This is a genomic window from Streptomyces sp. AA1529 (genome assembly GCF_000280905.1).
GTDB lineage: Bacteria > Actinomycetota > Actinomycetes > Streptomycetales > Streptomycetaceae > Streptomyces.
This window is the reverse complement of the sequence record NZ_ALAP01000023.1, coordinates 111,748-127,200: the sequence shown is the minus strand read 5'-3', so window position 1 is coordinate 127,200 and position 15,453 is coordinate 111,748. Positions and strand designations below refer to the sequence as shown.

The 15,453-nt window shown below is 75.5% G+C and carries 13 protein-coding genes; 6 read left to right on the top strand and 7 right to left on the bottom strand.

Annotated elements, in window-relative coordinates:
* The 3 genes from A949_RS32810 to A949_RS0107710 all read left to right on the top strand — a co-directional run.
* On the top strand, positions 1–988 hold a 988-nt coding region (locus A949_RS32810; protein WP_019355431.1), incomplete at its 5' end, for a hypothetical protein.
* A 248-nt stretch (positions 989–1,236) separates the two neighbouring features.
* Positions 1,237–2,490, top strand: coding sequence for a lycopene cyclase family protein (locus A949_RS0107720; RefSeq protein WP_019355430.1), 1,254 nt, complete (start codon positions 1,237–1,239; stop codon positions 2,488–2,490).
* A gap of 187 nt (positions 2,491–2,677) precedes the next feature.
* The gene (locus A949_RS0107710; RefSeq protein ID WP_019355428.1) at positions 2,678–4,237 is read left to right on the top strand and encodes an FAD-dependent oxidoreductase; all 1,560 of its coding nucleotides are present in this window, start codon (positions 2,678–2,680) and stop codon (positions 4,235–4,237) included.
* 10 nt (positions 4,238–4,247) lie between these two features.
* Here A949_RS0107710 and A949_RS0107705 read toward each other — a convergent pair whose 3' ends face one another.
* The 6 genes from A949_RS0107705 to A949_RS0107680 form a co-directional block, all read right to left on the bottom strand.
* Complete coding sequence (locus tag A949_RS0107705) at positions 4,248–5,279, bottom strand: DUF5914 domain-containing protein (RefSeq protein WP_019355427.1); 1,032 nt, start codon at positions 5,277–5,279, stop codon at positions 4,248–4,250.
* Positions 5,276–6,235 carry a phytoene/squalene synthase family protein gene (locus A949_RS0107700; RefSeq protein WP_019355426.1) on the bottom strand — a complete coding sequence of 320 codons (960 nt, stop codon included), beginning with the start codon at positions 6,233–6,235 and terminating at the stop codon, positions 5,276–5,278. The genes A949_RS0107705 and A949_RS0107700 overlap by 4 nt, the downstream gene beginning before the upstream one ends.
* Positions 6,232–7,791, bottom strand: coding sequence for a phytoene desaturase (locus A949_RS0107695; protein WP_019355425.1), 1,560 nt, complete (start codon positions 7,789–7,791; stop codon positions 6,232–6,234). Before A949_RS0107695 ends, A949_RS0107700 begins: the two co-directional genes overlap by 4 nt.
* 425 nt (positions 7,792–8,216) lie before the next feature.
* Positions 8,217–8,819, bottom strand: a complete 603-nt coding sequence (locus A949_RS0107690; RefSeq protein ID WP_237735766.1) for a phospholipase A2 — start codon at positions 8,817–8,819, stop codon at positions 8,217–8,219.
* A gap of 359 nt (positions 8,820–9,178) precedes the next feature.
* Positions 9,179–9,418 (bottom strand): hypothetical protein, encoded by a 240-nt coding sequence (locus A949_RS0107685; protein WP_019355423.1) that lies wholly within the window; start codon positions 9,416–9,418, stop codon positions 9,179–9,181.
* A gap of 395 nt (positions 9,419–9,813) precedes the next feature.
* Entirely contained in the window at positions 9,814–10,773 is a 960-nt protein-coding gene (locus tag A949_RS0107680) for an ATP-dependent DNA ligase (RefSeq protein ID WP_272944192.1), read from the bottom strand.
* Between the two features lie 364 nt (positions 10,774–11,137).
* Between A949_RS0107680 and tdh the strand changes: the two genes are divergently transcribed.
* The 3 genes from tdh (at position 11,138) to A949_RS0107665 (ending at position 14,444) form a co-directional block, all read left to right on the top strand.
* On the top strand, positions 11,138–12,166 hold the full coding sequence (tdh, locus tag A949_RS0107675) for an L-threonine 3-dehydrogenase (RefSeq protein WP_019355421.1): 1,029 nt from the start codon (positions 11,138–11,140) through the stop codon (positions 12,164–12,166).
* Positions 12,167–12,318: 152 nt separating this feature from the next.
* Positions 12,319–13,548, top strand: a complete 1,230-nt coding sequence (locus A949_RS0107670; protein ID WP_019355420.1) for a glycine C-acetyltransferase — start codon at positions 12,319–12,321, stop codon at positions 13,546–13,548.
* On the top strand, positions 13,545–14,444 hold the full coding sequence (locus tag A949_RS0107665; protein ID WP_019355419.1) for a LysR family transcriptional regulator: 900 nt from the start codon (positions 13,545–13,547) through the stop codon (positions 14,442–14,444). Before A949_RS0107670 ends, A949_RS0107665 begins: the two co-directional genes overlap by 4 nt.
* Positions 14,445–14,499: 55 nt before the next feature.
* Here the strand turns inward: A949_RS0107665 and A949_RS0107660 are convergent, their stop codons facing one another.
* Positions 14,500–15,375, bottom strand: coding sequence for a hypothetical protein (locus tag A949_RS0107660; RefSeq protein WP_019355418.1), 876 nt, complete (start codon positions 15,373–15,375; stop codon positions 14,500–14,502).
* Between the last annotated feature and the right edge of the window lie 78 nt (positions 15,376–15,453).

The window sequence follows — 15,453 nt, the reverse complement described above, 5'->3', positions numbered from 1 at the left end:
GCAGGCGCTGCGGTACGTCGCGGCGGTCTCGGCCGGAGTGATGGTGCAGGCGGCGCTGGGCTATCTGGCCGGACCCGACCTGCTGACCTTCGTGCTGGTCGCGCTCATCGCGATGGCCATCGGCCGGTGGCGGCGGCTGGGTTCCCAGGGCTCCCAGGTGGCGACGGCCGCGTTCTTCGCCTTCTCCACCTACGCCGCCGCCTCCGGAAACCTCGAACGCATCGAGGAACTGGGCCAGATCCTGATGCTCGTCGGCATCGGCTGCGGGATCGGCGTGCTGATCAACGTCACCGTCGTGCCGCCGATGCGCTACCGGAGCGCCGAGTACGGCATCCGCGTCCTGGCCCACTCGCTGTGCGACCTGATAAGCGACATCGCCCCGGCGCTGCGCGAGGGCGACCTGGACGACGAGCGCACCGCGCACTGGCGGCAGCGCGCAACGACCCTGGGGCCGCTGGTGACGCAGGCGCGCTCGGCGCTGAACACCGCCGTGGAGAGTAAGTACTACAACCCCCGGCAACTGCTGCCCGGACACCGCACCCACCACGACTTCTCCGGCTATCAGGAGCTGGTCGACGCGCTGGAGCGCGTCACCCACCAGCTCACATCGCTGACCCGGGCCCTGCACCAGTGGCCGGAGGACGAGAACGGCGCGGACCGCCGCGGGTTCCTGACGGACTACGCGGGGCTGCTGGAGTCGCTCTCCCGGATCACCAGGCTGTTCAGCGAGATCGACGAGCAGCACCTCCCCCGGCAGGCGGAGGGACTGTGCCGCGCGGCGGAGGCGGCGCAGGAGAAGCGGACAGCGCTGGTCGAGAACGTCCGGGAGGCCGAACTGCCGACCGACGACCCGTCCCGCCCCTACGGCATCCTCCTCGCGGAGGCGAGCCGGCTGATGGAGGAGGCCCAGCACTCCTGCGACATACTCCAGCACACCGTCGACGAGGCGTCGCAGACCGGCGAGCTCCAGCAGCGGACGAGGGAGTGACAGCGCACCGCCCCGGGATGCGCCCCTCCCCCGGCGCCGCGGCGCGGAAGGCGGCCGCGCCCCGAGAGGCGGACGCGCCCCGGGAGGCGGACGCCACCCCGTCCCGGACCGGCCACCGGAGCGTGCCCGGGACTGCATCCGGGTGGTGACCTCCCGGCTCCGCCGTCGCGGCGACCCGGCCCGGCACCGCCGGACCCGCAGACTGAGCGCGACCGAACGAGCCGGAAGCGGACGGACGACGGAACCTGGTGGAGTACGAGACGGATGTCGCCATCGTCGGGGCGGGCGCCGCGGGGCTGTCGCTGGCCTGGCGGCTGGCCGGCCGGCCGGCAGCGGAGGGCGGCCCGCGCGTCGTCCTCCTGGACGCGCCCCCCGGACCCGTCCGGCCCCCCGAACGCACCTGGTGCTACTGGGAAGGGCCGGTGGGCGAGTACGACGCGGCGCTGGCGGCCCGCTGGGACCGGCTGCGGGTGCGCGGCCCGGACGGCGAGGTGGTGGCGGGCGGCACCGCGCCGCTGTGCTACAAGATGCTGCGCTCGGGCTCCTTCGAGGAGTTCGTACGCGGCAGGCTGGACTCCGCGGCCGGGATGCGCCGGGCGGAGGCGCTGGTGCACGGCGTGCTGGACGTACCCGGCGGTGCCGAGGTGCGCGGAGTCGCGGCGGACGGCGGCACGCTCACCGTCCGGGCACGCTGGGCCTTCGACTCCCGGCCCCCGCGGCGGCTGCCGCCCGCCCGGACGACGCTGCTGCAGCACTTCCGCGGCTGGCTGGTCCACACCCGCCGCCCGGTCTTCGACCCGGCGGCGGCCGAACTGATGGACTTCCGCACCCCGCAGCCGGCCCGCGGCCTCTCCTTCGGCTACGTCCTGCCACTCGGCCCGCACCGGGCACTGGTGGAGTACACCGAGTTCTCCCCCGCCGTGCTGGACGGCGCCGGGTACGACCGGGCGCTGCGCCACTACGCCGACCGGGTGCTGCGGCTGGGGGACTTCGAGGTGACCGGCGCCGAGCAGGGCGTCATCCCCATGACCGACGGCCGGTTCGCGCGGCGCGCGGGCGCCTCGGTGTTCCGGATCGGCACCGCGGGCGGCGCGACCAGGCCCGCGACCGGCTACACCTTCGCGGCGGTGCAGCGCCAGACCCGGCGGATCGCCGCGGCGCTGCGAGCGGGCCGCACCCCGCTGCCGCCGCGCGCCTACCCGCGCCGCGCGCTGGCGATGGACGCAGTGCTGCTGCGGGCGCTGGAGCGCGGCCGGGTGGACGGCGCCGCCTTCTTCACGGGGCTGTTCCGGCAGCTCCCGGCGGCCGCTCTGCTCCGCTTCCTGGACGGCGAGAGCGGCCCCGCCCAGGCTCTCGCCGTCGGACTCCGCACTCCGGTGGGGCCGATGCTGCGTACCGCGGCGGAACTGCCCCGGCTGCCCCGCACCGCCTCTCCGGCCCCCGGCCTGCCGCCGGTCGCACCCCTCCCGCCGCGAAGGCCACCCCTGCGAGGTACCTCATGACACTGCCGTGCGCCGAGGCGCAGTCCACCGCGTACGACACGGCCGGGCGGCCGGCCCGGCGAGGAGCGCGGCGGGCCGCCGACCGCGGGCGGACGCGGCCGGCACCGGAGGCGTCGACCGGCACCGCGCTCACCCGCCCGGCCGCGGCCGGACCGGTCCCGGCCGGACCCCGCGGCGGAGCCGCACGGTGAGCGCGGCACGGCACGGGCGCGACCGCAGGACACGGGTGCTGCGACCCGCGCCGGGACGGCCCGCGTTCGACCGGGCCGGGCCGGGCGGTCCCGCTCCGCGGGTCGCGGTGGTCGGCGGCGGGATCGCCGGACTCGCCGCCGCCACCGGGCTCGCCGAACGGGGCGTGCGGGTCACGGTCTACGAGCGCGAACCGCAGCTGGGCGGGCGGCTGGCCGGATGGCCGGTACGGCTGCGGGACGGCTCCTGCGCGACGATGAGCCGCGGCTTCCACGCCTTCTTCCGCCAGTACTACAACCTGCGGGCTCTGCTGCGGCGTATCGACCCGCTGCTGGCCGGGCTGCGCGGACTGCCCGACTACCCGCTGCAGCACAGCGGCGGCGCGCGCGACAGCTTCGCGCACGTGCCCCGCACCCCTCCGTTCAGCGCCCTGGGGTTCGCCGCGCTCAGCCCCACCTTCGGGCTGCGGGACCTGGCGGGCATGGCGCCGCGGGCCGCGCTGCCGCTGCTGGACGTGCGGGTCCCGGAGGTGTACGAACGGTGGGACGGCACCGCGGCGCAGGAGCTGCTGACCGCGATCCGGTTCCCCGAGGCGGCACGCGACCTGGCGTTCGAGGTGTTCTCGCGGAGCTTCTTCGCCGACCCCGGCGAGCTGTCGGCCGCCGAGATGGCGCTGATGTTCCACATCTACTTCCTCGGTTCGAGCGAGGGGCTGCTCTTCGACGTCCCCGCCGAGCCGTATCCGCGGGCGCTGTGGGAGCCGCTGGGCGACTACCTGGAGAAGCTCGGGGTCCGGCTGCGCACCGGGGAGCCCGTGCTCGGGATCCGGCCGGCGGGCGGGGCGCGGATCGTGTCCACGGCCGCCGGTGAAGAGCACTGCGCGGCAGTCGTACTGGCACTGGACACCGCCGGCCTGCGCGGTGTGGCCGACGCCTCCCCGCAGCTGGCGGACGCGGCCTGGCGGGAGCGGGTGGCGCGGCTGCGCACCGCACCGCCGTTCCTGGTCTCCCGGCTGTGGCTGGACCGTCCGGTGTCCCGGCGGCGGCCCGGGTTCCTGGGGACGAGCGGCTACGGACCGCTGGACAACGTGAGCGTGCTGGAGCGCTGGGAGACGGAGGCGGCGCGCTGGGCGGCCCGCTCCGGCGGCTCGGTCGTCGAACTGCACGCCTACGCCGTGGACCCCGCGGCCGCGCGGCAGCCGCGGACGCGGGAGCAGGTGCAGGAGCGGCTGCGCGGCGAACTGGCCCGGGTCTACCCGGAGACGGCCGCGGCCCGGGTCCTGGACGCCTGCCACGAATGGCGTGCCGACTGCCCGCTCTTCCCGGTCGGCGGCCACCGCGACCGGCCCACGGTGCGCACGCCCGACCCCCGCCTGGTGGTGGCCGGGGACCTGGTGCGCACCGGGCTGCCGGTCGCCCTCATGGAGCGTGCGGCCACCAGCGGACTCCTCGCCGCGAATGTGCTGCTGGCCCGCTGGGGGGTGCGGGGGCACCCGCTGCGGACGGTGCCGGACCGGGGCAGGTCGGCGCTGTTGCGGTCGCTGGCCCGGCTGGGCTGAGGCGGGACGGTCAGCCGGGGAAGTGCCGGGTGCTGCGCAGCTGCCAGCGGCGCTCGGCGTAGGCGAGGTCGTCCCGCCACAGCCGGTCGGCACCGGCCCGCAGCAGCGCGCGGAGCAGCGGCGCCCCGGCCCGCGCGAGCGCGAATCCGGGCCGCGGCGAGTGCGCCACGATCGCCTCGGTCACCAGGGTGCGGGGCTCGCCCGCGGAGTCGGCGTCCAGCGGGGTCGCATGGGTCTCCACCACGGAGCCGCGCCCCTCCCCCTCGGTGAGGTGCATGACGACGGTGCGCGGTTCGGGTGCGGTGAAGACGGCGCGTACCGGCACCACGACCCGGCCGGCGACCTTGAAGGAGACGTCGACCACGAAGCCGTCCGCCGCCCCGCCGTGCGTCGCCGCCTCGTCCGCGACCGCCTCCGGGGCGCTCACCACCGTCAGGTCCACGAAGGAGTAGGGGTGGTACCAGGCGCCGTGCCACGGATCGAGGCGGTTGGCGACGACATCGTCGGGGGCGCAGCGGCCGACGGCGGTGTAGACGGCGTCCACCGAACGGGCGGGACGCGGCCGGGTCGGCACCACGGGCCGCTCGGTGGGCTCCTCACCGCCGGCGTCGTCGAGCCGGACCCACGCCAGCACCCCGTCGTCGTAGGCCGGGTAGGGCGTCCAGCCCGCCGTCGGCCCGCCGTCGAAGGCCATTCCGTGCCAGTGGCAGACCAGCCGTCCGCACCGCACCCGGCTGTCCTTGAGCGGCGCGCCCAGATGCGGGCAGGCGCCCGCGCCCGCACGGATCCGCCCCTGCGCGTCGTACCAGGCCACGACCTCGACCCCGGCGACGGTGCGGCCCAGCGGGCGTCCCCGGGTCAGGTCCCGGGCCGCGCCGAGCACGTACCAGTTGCCGGAGGGCCGCTTCTGGGCGCGCCGCAGCGCGTCCTCGATGAGGCCGGGACGGGCTGCGCGCCAGGTGGGCCGCTGCCGTTCCCAGGGGACGGCGCGGCGGCGCAGGGCGAGGGGGAGGCGGCCGCGTGGGGGCGCACCCTCGGTCATGACAACTCCCTCTGTCGGGGCCGGGGCGTACGCAGACGGGCGGCGGAGCTCCGGGCCAGCCCGTCGAGCGCCAGGGCCGCCCGGTGGCGGCGCGGGACGACGGCGCGGCGGTGCAGCACGTCGAATCCGCTGTCGACGACGGCCTCCAGGATGGCGCTGTAGAGCACGAAGGCGGTGCGGATGCAGGGCCGCGCGCGGGGGTCGAGCATGGCGAGTCCGGGCCGGGCCTCGCGGTAGACCTGGCGGGTGAGGTCGAGGGCGGCGCGCAGTGCCGCGGTGATGCGGGGGTCGCGCTGCCCGGTGGCTCTGCTCCAGCGCAGCAGTTCGCGGTCGACGCCGTGCGCCGCCAGCAGGTCCTGCGGCAGGTAGACGCGGCCGCGGTCGAGGTCCTCGCCGACGTCGCGCACGAAGTTGGTCAGCTGGAAGGCGACGCCCAGCGCCGCCGCGTGCGGTGCCGCCTCCGCCGGGGGCACGACGGTGCCGAGCACCGGGAGCATCTGCAGTCCGATGACGGCGGCGGAGCCGTGCATGTAGTGGCGCAGGTCGGCGTAGGTCGGATAGCCCGTGACCACCAGGTCGCTGCGCATGGAGGCCATGAAGTCGGTGAAGTGGCCGGGGCTGATGCGGTAGGTGGCGGCGGTGTGTGCGAGGGCGCGGACGACGGGCTGGCTGCTCTCGCCCGTTCGCAGCGCGCCGACCAGGCGGGTCTCCAGGGCGTCGAGCACCGCGGCGCGTTCGGCGGGGGTGGCGGCGCTGCCCTGGTCGTCCACGATGTCGTCGGCCCAGCGGGCGAAGCCGTAGAGCGCGTGCACCGCGGGGCGCCGTTCCGGGGGCAGCAGCCGGGTGGCGAGGAAGTAGGTCTTCCCGTGCCGGGCGTTGAGCCGGCGGGAGAGCCGGTACGCCTCCCGCAGGCCGGGGTCGTTGATGCCCGCTGCGTCGAGTTCGCGTTCCGTCATGCGCGGGTGTCCTTCGCGGGGGTCCGTCGCGGGAGGGCCGGGGCCGGGCGGGGGCTGCGTGCCGGGCGGGGCGCGGGGCCGGTGAGGCGGGCGGCGGCGAGCTTTCCGGACAGCAGCACGGTCGGTACGCCGACTCCGGGGGTGGTGCCGCAGCCGGCCAGCACGGCGTTGCGGGTGCCGCGCACGAGGTTGCGGGGCCGGAAGGGTCCGGTCTGGGCCGCCGTGTGGGCGGCCGAGAACGGTGTACCGGCGGCGAGCCCGCGCGCGCTCCAGTCGGCGGGCGTGACCAGCACCTCCTCCTGCACCGCGGCGGCGATGCCGGTCAGTCCGCGCCGCTCCAGGTGGCCCAGCAGCGCGTCGCGGTACCGCGGGGCCAGGTCGCGCCACTGGCGGGCGTCGGGGCCGATGTCGGTGTTGGGGCAGGGCGCCAGCACGTAGTGCACATGGCGACCGGGCGGCGCCAGCTCCGGGTCCGTGGCGGTGGGCCGGGTGATCAGCAGCGAGGGGTCGGTCATCAGGCTGCCGTCCCGGGTGAGTTCGCGGAAGGTGCGCCGCCACGCGCTGCCGAAGGAGAGCGTGTGGTGCCCCAGCCCGGGCCAGGTGCGGTCGGTGCCCACGTGCAGGACGACCGCGGACGGCGCGTGCCGCAGCCGCAGCGCGCGGCGCGGCCGGTGGCCGAGCAGCGCGTAGGACAGCGGCAGGTCCGGGGTGAGGACGACGGCGTCGCAGGGGATGCGCTCGGTCGCGGTGACGACGGCGGTGACGCGTTCACCGGAGCGCTCCAGCCGGGTGACCGGCTGCCCGTAGCGCAGCTCGGCTCCCGCGTCGCGGGCCGCGGCCGCCATGGCGCCGGGCAGCGCGTGCATACCGCCGCGCGGGAACCAGACCCCCGCCACCGTGTCCATGTAGGCGATCACGGCGTACGCGGCCAGTGCCCGCTCGGGCGGCACCCCCGCGTACAGGGACTGGAAGGAGAAGACCCGGCGCAGCCGTTCGTCCGGCAGGTACCGCGCGATCCGCGCGTCCAGCCTGCCGAACCCGCCCAGGGCGGCCAGCCGGACCAGGTCCGGGTGCAGGAGCTGGCGGGGCGAGTCGAAGTTGACGTCGATGAACCGCCGCATCTGCAGCCGGTAGAGCTCCCCCAGCCAGGCCCGCAGCCGCCGGTAGCCGTCCGCGGCCCCGGCCCCGGCGAAGCGCTCGACCTCGGCCTCCATCGCCTCGGCGTCGCTGTGCACGTCCAGCCCGCTGCCGTCGGCGAACCGCGCCCGGTAGGCGGGGTGCAGCGGCATCAGGTCGAGCCGGTCGCGGAGCGAGTCGCCGACCGCGGCGAACGCCTCCTCGACCAGTTCGGGCATGGTCAGCACGGTGGGCCCGGTGTCGAACCGGTAGCCGGACCGCTCCACCCGGCCGGCCCGGCCACCCGGCCCCAGCTCGCTCTCCACGACGGTCACCCGGCGCCCCGCACCGAGCAGATGGAGCGCCGCGGACAGCCCGGCCAGCCCGGCACCGACCACGACCACGTGGTCGGCGTGCCCCCGTGCGGCCGCGATCGTCACAGGACGCCCGGGAGACGGAGGGCGACGGCCGCGGGCTGCGGCGCGGCACCGTGGTGCGCGCGGGGGTGAGGCCGGGTCACGGGGTCCTCCCTGGCTGTTCGTCGGCAGGCCCGGAGGCCGGCCGGGCGACCGGCGGGACGCGGGTCGCGGCACCGCGGCGCCCCGGGCGCGCGACCGGTGCCGTCGCCTCAGTCGAGCACGTCACCGCCACGACGCCCGTGCGACCGCGCCGCGCCGCGCTCCGCCGCGGGGCGGGATCACCCGGGCAGCGGCGGCGGATGCGTCCGGTGGCGGTATCCGGACCGGGCGGTGGCGGGACGGCAGAAGTCACCGGACACCGCCACCGAGGCGCATCGAGGAGCCCGGTGGCGGTGTGCGGACCGGCGGTCGCGCGGCGGCTGCGGCCGCCACGCCCCGTCCGGCTGCTAGAAGAAGGCTTTGTCGCCGCCGATCCGCACTCCGGCGTAGTAGGCGTCGGCCGCGCGGCGGCAGTTGCGGTGGCGCCCCGCGGCCGGGTACCGGTCGTCGCAGATCCGCCGCATCTCGGTGCGGAACCGGCTGTCGATCCAGTTCTTCGTGGCGCGGGTGGGGTCCAGCTTCAGTTCGTGGTTGCCGCCGTAGTTGCGGTAGCCGAAGTCGTGCTGGACGCAGGCGGGGCGGAAGACCTCGCTGTAGGGGAGCAGGCCGGTCGGCACGGAGCAGCCGTCGGTGGTCCAGTTGAACGGGGGCGCGTGGCGCACCGCCGCGAACTGCCGGTGGGTGAGCTTCATCAGCCGGTCGGCCTCGGCCCGGACCGCGGGGTCTGCCGGAGCCTCGCGCACCGCCGGGACGGTGGGGCGGGCCGCGCGGACGGAGGCGGGGGAGTCGGCCGCCGGCGCCCCGGCCGGCAGCAGCCGGACCGCCGAGCCGCCGACGGCGGGCCGCGCGGAAGCGGCGGCCGCGGCGGTACCCGGCGCGACGAGGGCGCCCAGCAGTACGGAGACCGTGAGCACCCGGGTCGGGACGGCGGACAGCATCCTTGCGCGCATCGTGACTCCCGGTCTCGGCTCTCGGCACTCCGTCCTGGAAACGAGCCGGCCGGCGGACCGGTGCGGCTGCTTCCCTCCCGCGGGTGACAGGGGCCCGCCGTTCGCCTGCGGGCCGGACCTCCGGGGCGCGGACCGGCCGCGGAGAGCGGTGGCAGGGAAGGGCGGCGGAGAGCGGCCGAGTGCGGACAGCAGGCGGGCGGCGTCCTCGGGCCGCGCAGGACCGCCGCAGGCGCGCGCTCCCCCGCGCCGACGGAGGGCCCGCGGACCCGGCCTGACGGTGCGCCGGCGGCACCGTCCCGGCACGACCGAACCGCTCGGCCCCCGCGGGGTCGAGCGGTTCGGTACGGGAGGAGCGGGCGTCAGAGGAGGCCGAGCAGTCCGAGCCCCAGGAGGCCCTCGCGGTCGCCGAGCTTGACCAGCCGGGGCCCTTCCTGCCCGCGGGAGTCCTGGCGGTCGGCGCCGGAGGCCGGGGCGGCCGCGGTGGTTCCGCGGTCGTCGGCCGGGGCCGCCTGGGCCACTCCGCACAGCGGGACCAGGGCGGTCACGGTGAGCGCTGCGAGAGTGGCCGCGGTGCGGGGCAGGCGGGGAATGCGGTGCATGGGGACTCCTTCTGTTCGGCCGAACCGGATCCGGCGCCTCGGGGCGCGGGCGGTCGTCGGGGGACGGTCTTCCCTGCCCTGCTCCCGGCCGGTGGTGCCCCGGGACCGCAGGTCCGGCTGTTCACCGCCGCGGGCGGCGGATCGCCGCCCGCGGCACGTGCGCGGACCGGGGCACCACCCGGCCGGGGGCCGGGAGTACTTCGGCGGCCGAGGCCAGGGCGCCGGGTCGGACTCGCGAGGACGGCCTGGCAGCGGTCGCTGACTCCCACGCTGCACCGGACCGGCACGCCGTGCGCGCGGTGTTGAGCCGGACAGGGCACGCGGGGGCCGCCATGGGCCGCCCGCCCGCCGCGGGCAGCGCCGGCTCCCGTTCTCCGGGCGGTGCTCCGCACGGTTCAGTCGGCGGGTCCGGAGGGGAAGCGCGGAACCTCTCCGGGCGCGGTGTCGCGGAGCAGCCGCCGGACCCGTACCGGGTGGCGCCAGCGGCCCTCGTCGAAGGCGACGTCCGCCTCGAACTCGACGACCAGTTCGGGGGCGACGCAGCGGTGCGCGAGGATGTCCCGGTTGCCCCAGCCGGACCGGAACCGCGCGTCCTCCCAGGGGTGGCCGGGGTCCGCCGGAGCGAGCAGCGGGCCGATCTCCCGGCGCAGCGCGGCGGTGACCGGGGTGCTCTGCGCGACCATCCGCAGCACTCCGTCCGGGCCGTAGCGGCCCAGCAGCAGCATGTCCGGCGCGGTCCCGGGGCCGGTGACCGCGCCGATCACGGCCTCGGTGGTGGCGCGTGCCCGCAGCTTGCGCCAGCCGCGCTCGCCCGGGCGGTAGGGCTGCCCGAGTCCCTTGACGACCATGCCCTCGACGCCGACCGCGCCCCAGGCCGGGTCGAGCCACTCGCGGGCCCGGTCCGGGTCGGTGGTCATCGGGCACAGCGCCCAGGGCGGCTGCAGGTCGCGGCGGGTGAAGATCTCCTCCAGCAGGGCGCGGCGCTCCCGGTAGGGGCGGCCCATGGTCACCTCCTCGCCGAGCTGCAGCAGGTCGAAGGCGATGAAGTGGGCCGGGTGCGCCGAGGCCGCGGCCTCGGCGCGCGGTCCGGTGCGCCGGGCCCGGGACTGGAGCACGGCGAAGTTCACGGCGCCGTCCTCGATCACCACCAGTTCCCCGTCCAGGACCGCTTCCTCGCCGAGGGCGGCGGCGGCCCGCAGGATGTCCGGGAATCCGGGGCCGAGGTCGTTGCCGCGGCGGGACTGGAGGCGGGGGGTCTCGGCGCGGGCGAAGAGCAGCACCCGGTAGCCGTCCCACTTGGCCTCGTAGGCGAGGCCCCCGGCGCGGGGCACCGCCGACACCGTACGGGCCGTCATCGGGGCCAGGGGCGGGACGAGGCGCATGTCACCGGGGGCGCGGCGGGCGGCGCGCGGGGTTGTCGGCCATGAGCCACGTATAGCGCGGGCGCCCGGGCCGCGCGACCGCGCACGGGCCCCGCCGGGCGGCCCCCGGGCTCCGCCGGGCGGACCGGCCGAGAGCGGGACGGGGCCGCCGGAACGGGGTGTGAAGGCGAGCTGCGGGTGCGGTTAAGAAATCCTCGATGGACCCGGGGGCCGCCGTACGGCACATTCGTCCCGGCGGTGCGTGCGCAGCGGCGCCGCTTTCCACCCCCACTCCAGGGCACAGGGCCGGCCGGCCCCGCTTCGCCCTGCCGTGGCGCGAGACGACAGGAGCCGTGGCGTGAAGGCGCTGGTCAAGGAGAAGGCCGAACCGGGACTGTGGCTGGCCGACGTGCCGGAGCCGGAGACCGGGCCCGGCGAGGTGCTGATCCAGGTGGAGCGCACCGGGATCTGCGGCACCGATCTGCACATCCGCGCCTGGGACGGCTGGGCCCGGCAGACGGTGTCGGCGCCGCTGGTGGTGGGGCACGAGTTCACCGGCGAGGTCGTGGAGACCGGCCGGGACGTGACCGGCATCAAGCCCGGCGACCGGGTGAGCGGAGAGGGCCATCTGGTCTGCGGCACCTGCCGCAACTGTCTGGCCGGCCGGCGGCACCTGTGCCGGGCCACGGTCGGCCTGGGGGTGGGCCGCGACGGCGCCTTCGCGCAGTATGTGGCGCTGCCCGCGGAGAATGTGTGGGTGCACCGCACGCCGGTGGACCCGGACATCGCGGCGATCTTCGACCCGTTCGGCAACGCGGTGCACACCGCGCTCTCCTTCCCGCTGGTCGGCGAGGACGTGCTGATCACGGGCGCGGGGCCGATCGGTCTGATGGCGGTGGCCGTCGCCCGGCACGCGGGGGCGCGGAACGTCGTGGTCACCGACGTCAGCGAGGAGCGTCTGGAGCTGGCCCGCACCGTGGGTGCCTCGCTGGCGCTGAACGTCTCCGCCGCGAGCATCGCCGACGGCCAGCGGACTCTGGGACTGCGCGAGGGCTTCGACGTGGGCCTGGAGATGTCGGGCAACCCGGTGGCGCTCCGCGACATGCTGGCCAACATGACCCACGGCGGGAAGATCGCGATGCTCGGGCTGCCCGCCGAGGAGTTCGCGGTGGACTGGGCCCGGATCGTCACCTCCATGATCACGCTGAAGGGCATCTACGGCCGGGAGATGTTCGAGACCTGGTACGCGATGTCGGTGCTGCTGGAGGGCGGCCTCGATCTCGCTCCGGTGATCACCGGCCGGTACGGCTACCGCGATCACGAGGCCGCCTTCGACGACGCGGCCCGGGGGCGCGGCGGCAAGGTCATCCTCGACTGGACGGCCTGAGCCGCCGCTCCCGCCGGTCGGTCCGCACGCCTGCCCCGTCCGTCTCGCCTCCCGGGCCGCACGGCCCTCGTCCCCGTCCCGTCTCCGGTGCCGGGCGCCGCGGCGCAACCGCCCCCGGCACCGTCCCATCGCCGACCCTTGGAGAAGCTGGAATGTTCGACTCCGTACGCGACCAGTTGCGCGCCACCCTGGAAGAGATCACCGCCGCCGGACTGCACAAGCCGGAGCGGGTCATCGGCACGCCCCAGTCGGCCGATGTCCGGGTCACCGGCGGCGGAGCCCCGGAGCGGGAAGGGGAGGCGGTCCTCAACTTCTGCGCGAACAACTACCTGGGCCTGGCCGACCATCCCGAGGTGATCGCCGCCGCGCACACGGCGCTGGACCGCTGGGGCTACGGAATGGCCTCGGTCCGCTTCATCTGCGGCACCCAGGAGGTGCACAAGGAGCTGGAGGCGCGGCTCTCGGCCTTCCTGGGCCAGGAGGACACCGTCCTCTACTCGTCCTGCTTCGACGCGAACGGCGGCGTGTTCGAGACGCTGCTCGGCGCGGAGGACGCCGTCATCTCCGACGCCCTCAACCACGCCTCCATCATCGACGGCATCCGGCTCTCCAAGGCCCGGCGCTTCCGCTACGCCAACCGGGACATGGCGGATCTGGAGCAGCAGCTCAAGCAGGCGCAGGACGCGCGGCGGCGGCTGATCGTCACCGACGGCGTCTTCTCGATGGACGGCTATCTGGCGCCGCTGCCGGAGATCTGCGACCTGGCCGAGCGCTATGACGCGATGGTGATGGTCGACGACTCGCACGCGGTCGGGTTCGTCGGCGCCGGGGGGCGCGGCACACCCGAGCTGCACGGCGTCATGGACCGGGTGGACCTCATCACCGGCACTCTCGGCAAGGCGCTGGGAGGCGCTTCGGGCGGCTATGTGGCAGCTCGCGCGGAGATCGTCGCGCTGCTGCGCCAGCGTTCGCGCCCCTACCTGTTCTCCAACAGCCTGGCCCCGGTGATCGCGGCGACCTCGCTGAAGGTCCTCGACCTGCTGGAGTCCGCCGGTGACCTGCGGGAGAAGCTGGACGCCAACACCGAGCTGTTCCGCCGCGGGATGACCGAGCAGGGCTTCGAGATCCTCCCGGGCTCGCACGCCATCGTGCCCGTCATGATCGGTGACGCGGCCGAGGCGGCCCGGATGGCGGAGCTGCTGCTGGAGCGCGGCGTGTACGTCATCGGCTTCTCCTATCCGGTGGTGCCCCAGGGGCAGGCCCGGATCCGGGTACAGCTGTCGGCGGCGCACTCCACCGAGGACGTCGAGCGGGCGGTTGCCGCGTTTGCCGCATCCCGGGCAGAACTCTCCGGGGCGGCTGGGGGACAATCACTCACGTGATCGAAGCGCGGCGGCTGCACATCCTCCGTGCGGTGGCCGACCACCGCACGGTGACCGCCGCTGCCGCCGCGCTCTATCTGACCCCCTCCGCGGTGTCCCAGCAGCTCAGCGCGCTGGAGCAGGAGACCGGCCACCGGCTGGTCGAGCGCGGCACCAAAGGGGTGCGGCTCACCCCCGCCGGGGAGATCCTGCTCTCGCACACGCACCGGGTGCTGGCGCAGCTGGAGCGCGCCGAGGCGGAGCTGGCCGCCTACGGGTCGGGCGCGGCGGGCCGGGTGGACCTGGCCTCCTTCGCCACCGGTATCGGGCTGGTCGTGGCGCCCGCACTGGCCCGGCTGGCCCGCACGGCGCCGGGCATCCGGGTGCGGGTCCAGGACGCGGAAGGGGACGCCAGCCTGCCGATGGTGCTGGACCGGGAGACGGACGTGGCGGTGGCCGTCGAGTACCGGGGGGCGCCGAGCGCGGACGACCCCCGGCTGACCCGGGTGCCGCTGTACGCGGAACCCTTCGACGCCGTCGTGCCACGGGGGCACCGGCTGGCCGGCGCCGACCGGGTGCCGCTGGGCGAACTGGCCAAGGACACCTGGATCGGTCCGTTCCCCGGCAACCCGTGCCACGACGTGGTCGTGCTCGCCTGCGAGAACGCGGGCTTCGAGCCCGCCATGGAGCACTACTCCGACGACTTCAGCGCCGTCGTGGCACTCGCCTCCGCCGGGGCCGGGGTGGCCCTGGTGCCGCGGTCGGCACTGCTGGGCACCCCGGCGGGCGGGGTCGCGGTGCATCCGGTGGACGGCAGCGCGCCCACCCGGCGGGTGTTCGCCGCCGTACGCCGGGGCGCGGAGGACCATCCGCTGATCAGTCCGGTACTGGCGGCCCTGACCGAAGCGGCGGGCTAGCGCGTACCGCCCCTCCCCGCCTCCCGGGTCCGGCCCGCTCCGGTGCACGGTCCGGTCAGGAGGACTGCTTCGCCCCCTTCGCCACCTGGTCGGTCATGTCCGCGGTCTTCCCGGAAGGCGGCGGCTGCACCTCGACCTCGGTTCCGAAGTCGGAGAGCTCGACGACCGTCTTGACCTTCTGTTTCTCGCCGCCCTCGGCGCCGGAGGGCTGCACCCGCAGTTCGATCTCCTGGCGGCGGGTCATCCCCTTGCCGTCGATCCACAGCTCCATCGGCACATCGTCGCCGAGCTGCTCGCGCAGCTTCTGCTGCTCGGCCGCGTCGCCCTTCGTCATCTCGGCGAGGTCGAGATGCACCCGGTAGTGCGTGGTCTCGGTGCTGCCGACCTTCTCCGTGCCGAGCTTCTCGACGTCCTTCTCGGAGAGGGACTTCGTGTACGCGAACGAGCCCGCCGGGTCGTTGAGCCCCTTGTTCCCGCCACCCTGGGTCCGCAGTTCCCCGAGGTCCACCTTCATCCAGGTCTTGCCGTCCGGAAGCTGCTCCGCCGCCTTCTTCGGCAGCTTCTGGTAGAGCACCTGATCGACGACCCGCTGCTCGATCCTGTCCGGTCCCTGATTTAGCGTCAGCTTGCTGGTGCCGTCCTGCAGATCGATGACGCCGTCGCCGGCGACCTTCTTCCCCTTGGCCTGCCCTCCGGAGGTGGTCACCGTCATGGCGATCTTCGCGGTTTCGGCCCCGGTGGTCTTCTTGTTGGTGGCCTGCACCACCTCGGCCGGGGACTGCGCCTCGGCGGAGTCGGAGGACCCGGTCTTGTCCGAGTCCTTGGAGCCGCCCTCGTCACTGCTCCCGCAGCCACTGAGCAGCGCCACGCCGACGAGCAGCCCGGCCGAGCCGAGCACCGCGCCGCGCGTGGTTCTCGAGGACCCGTTCATCTGCAATCACCTCTGCCTTTCATGTGATGGTCGATCAAGTACGCGACCGTGTAACACGGTTGGCGGAGGCCAATCCCA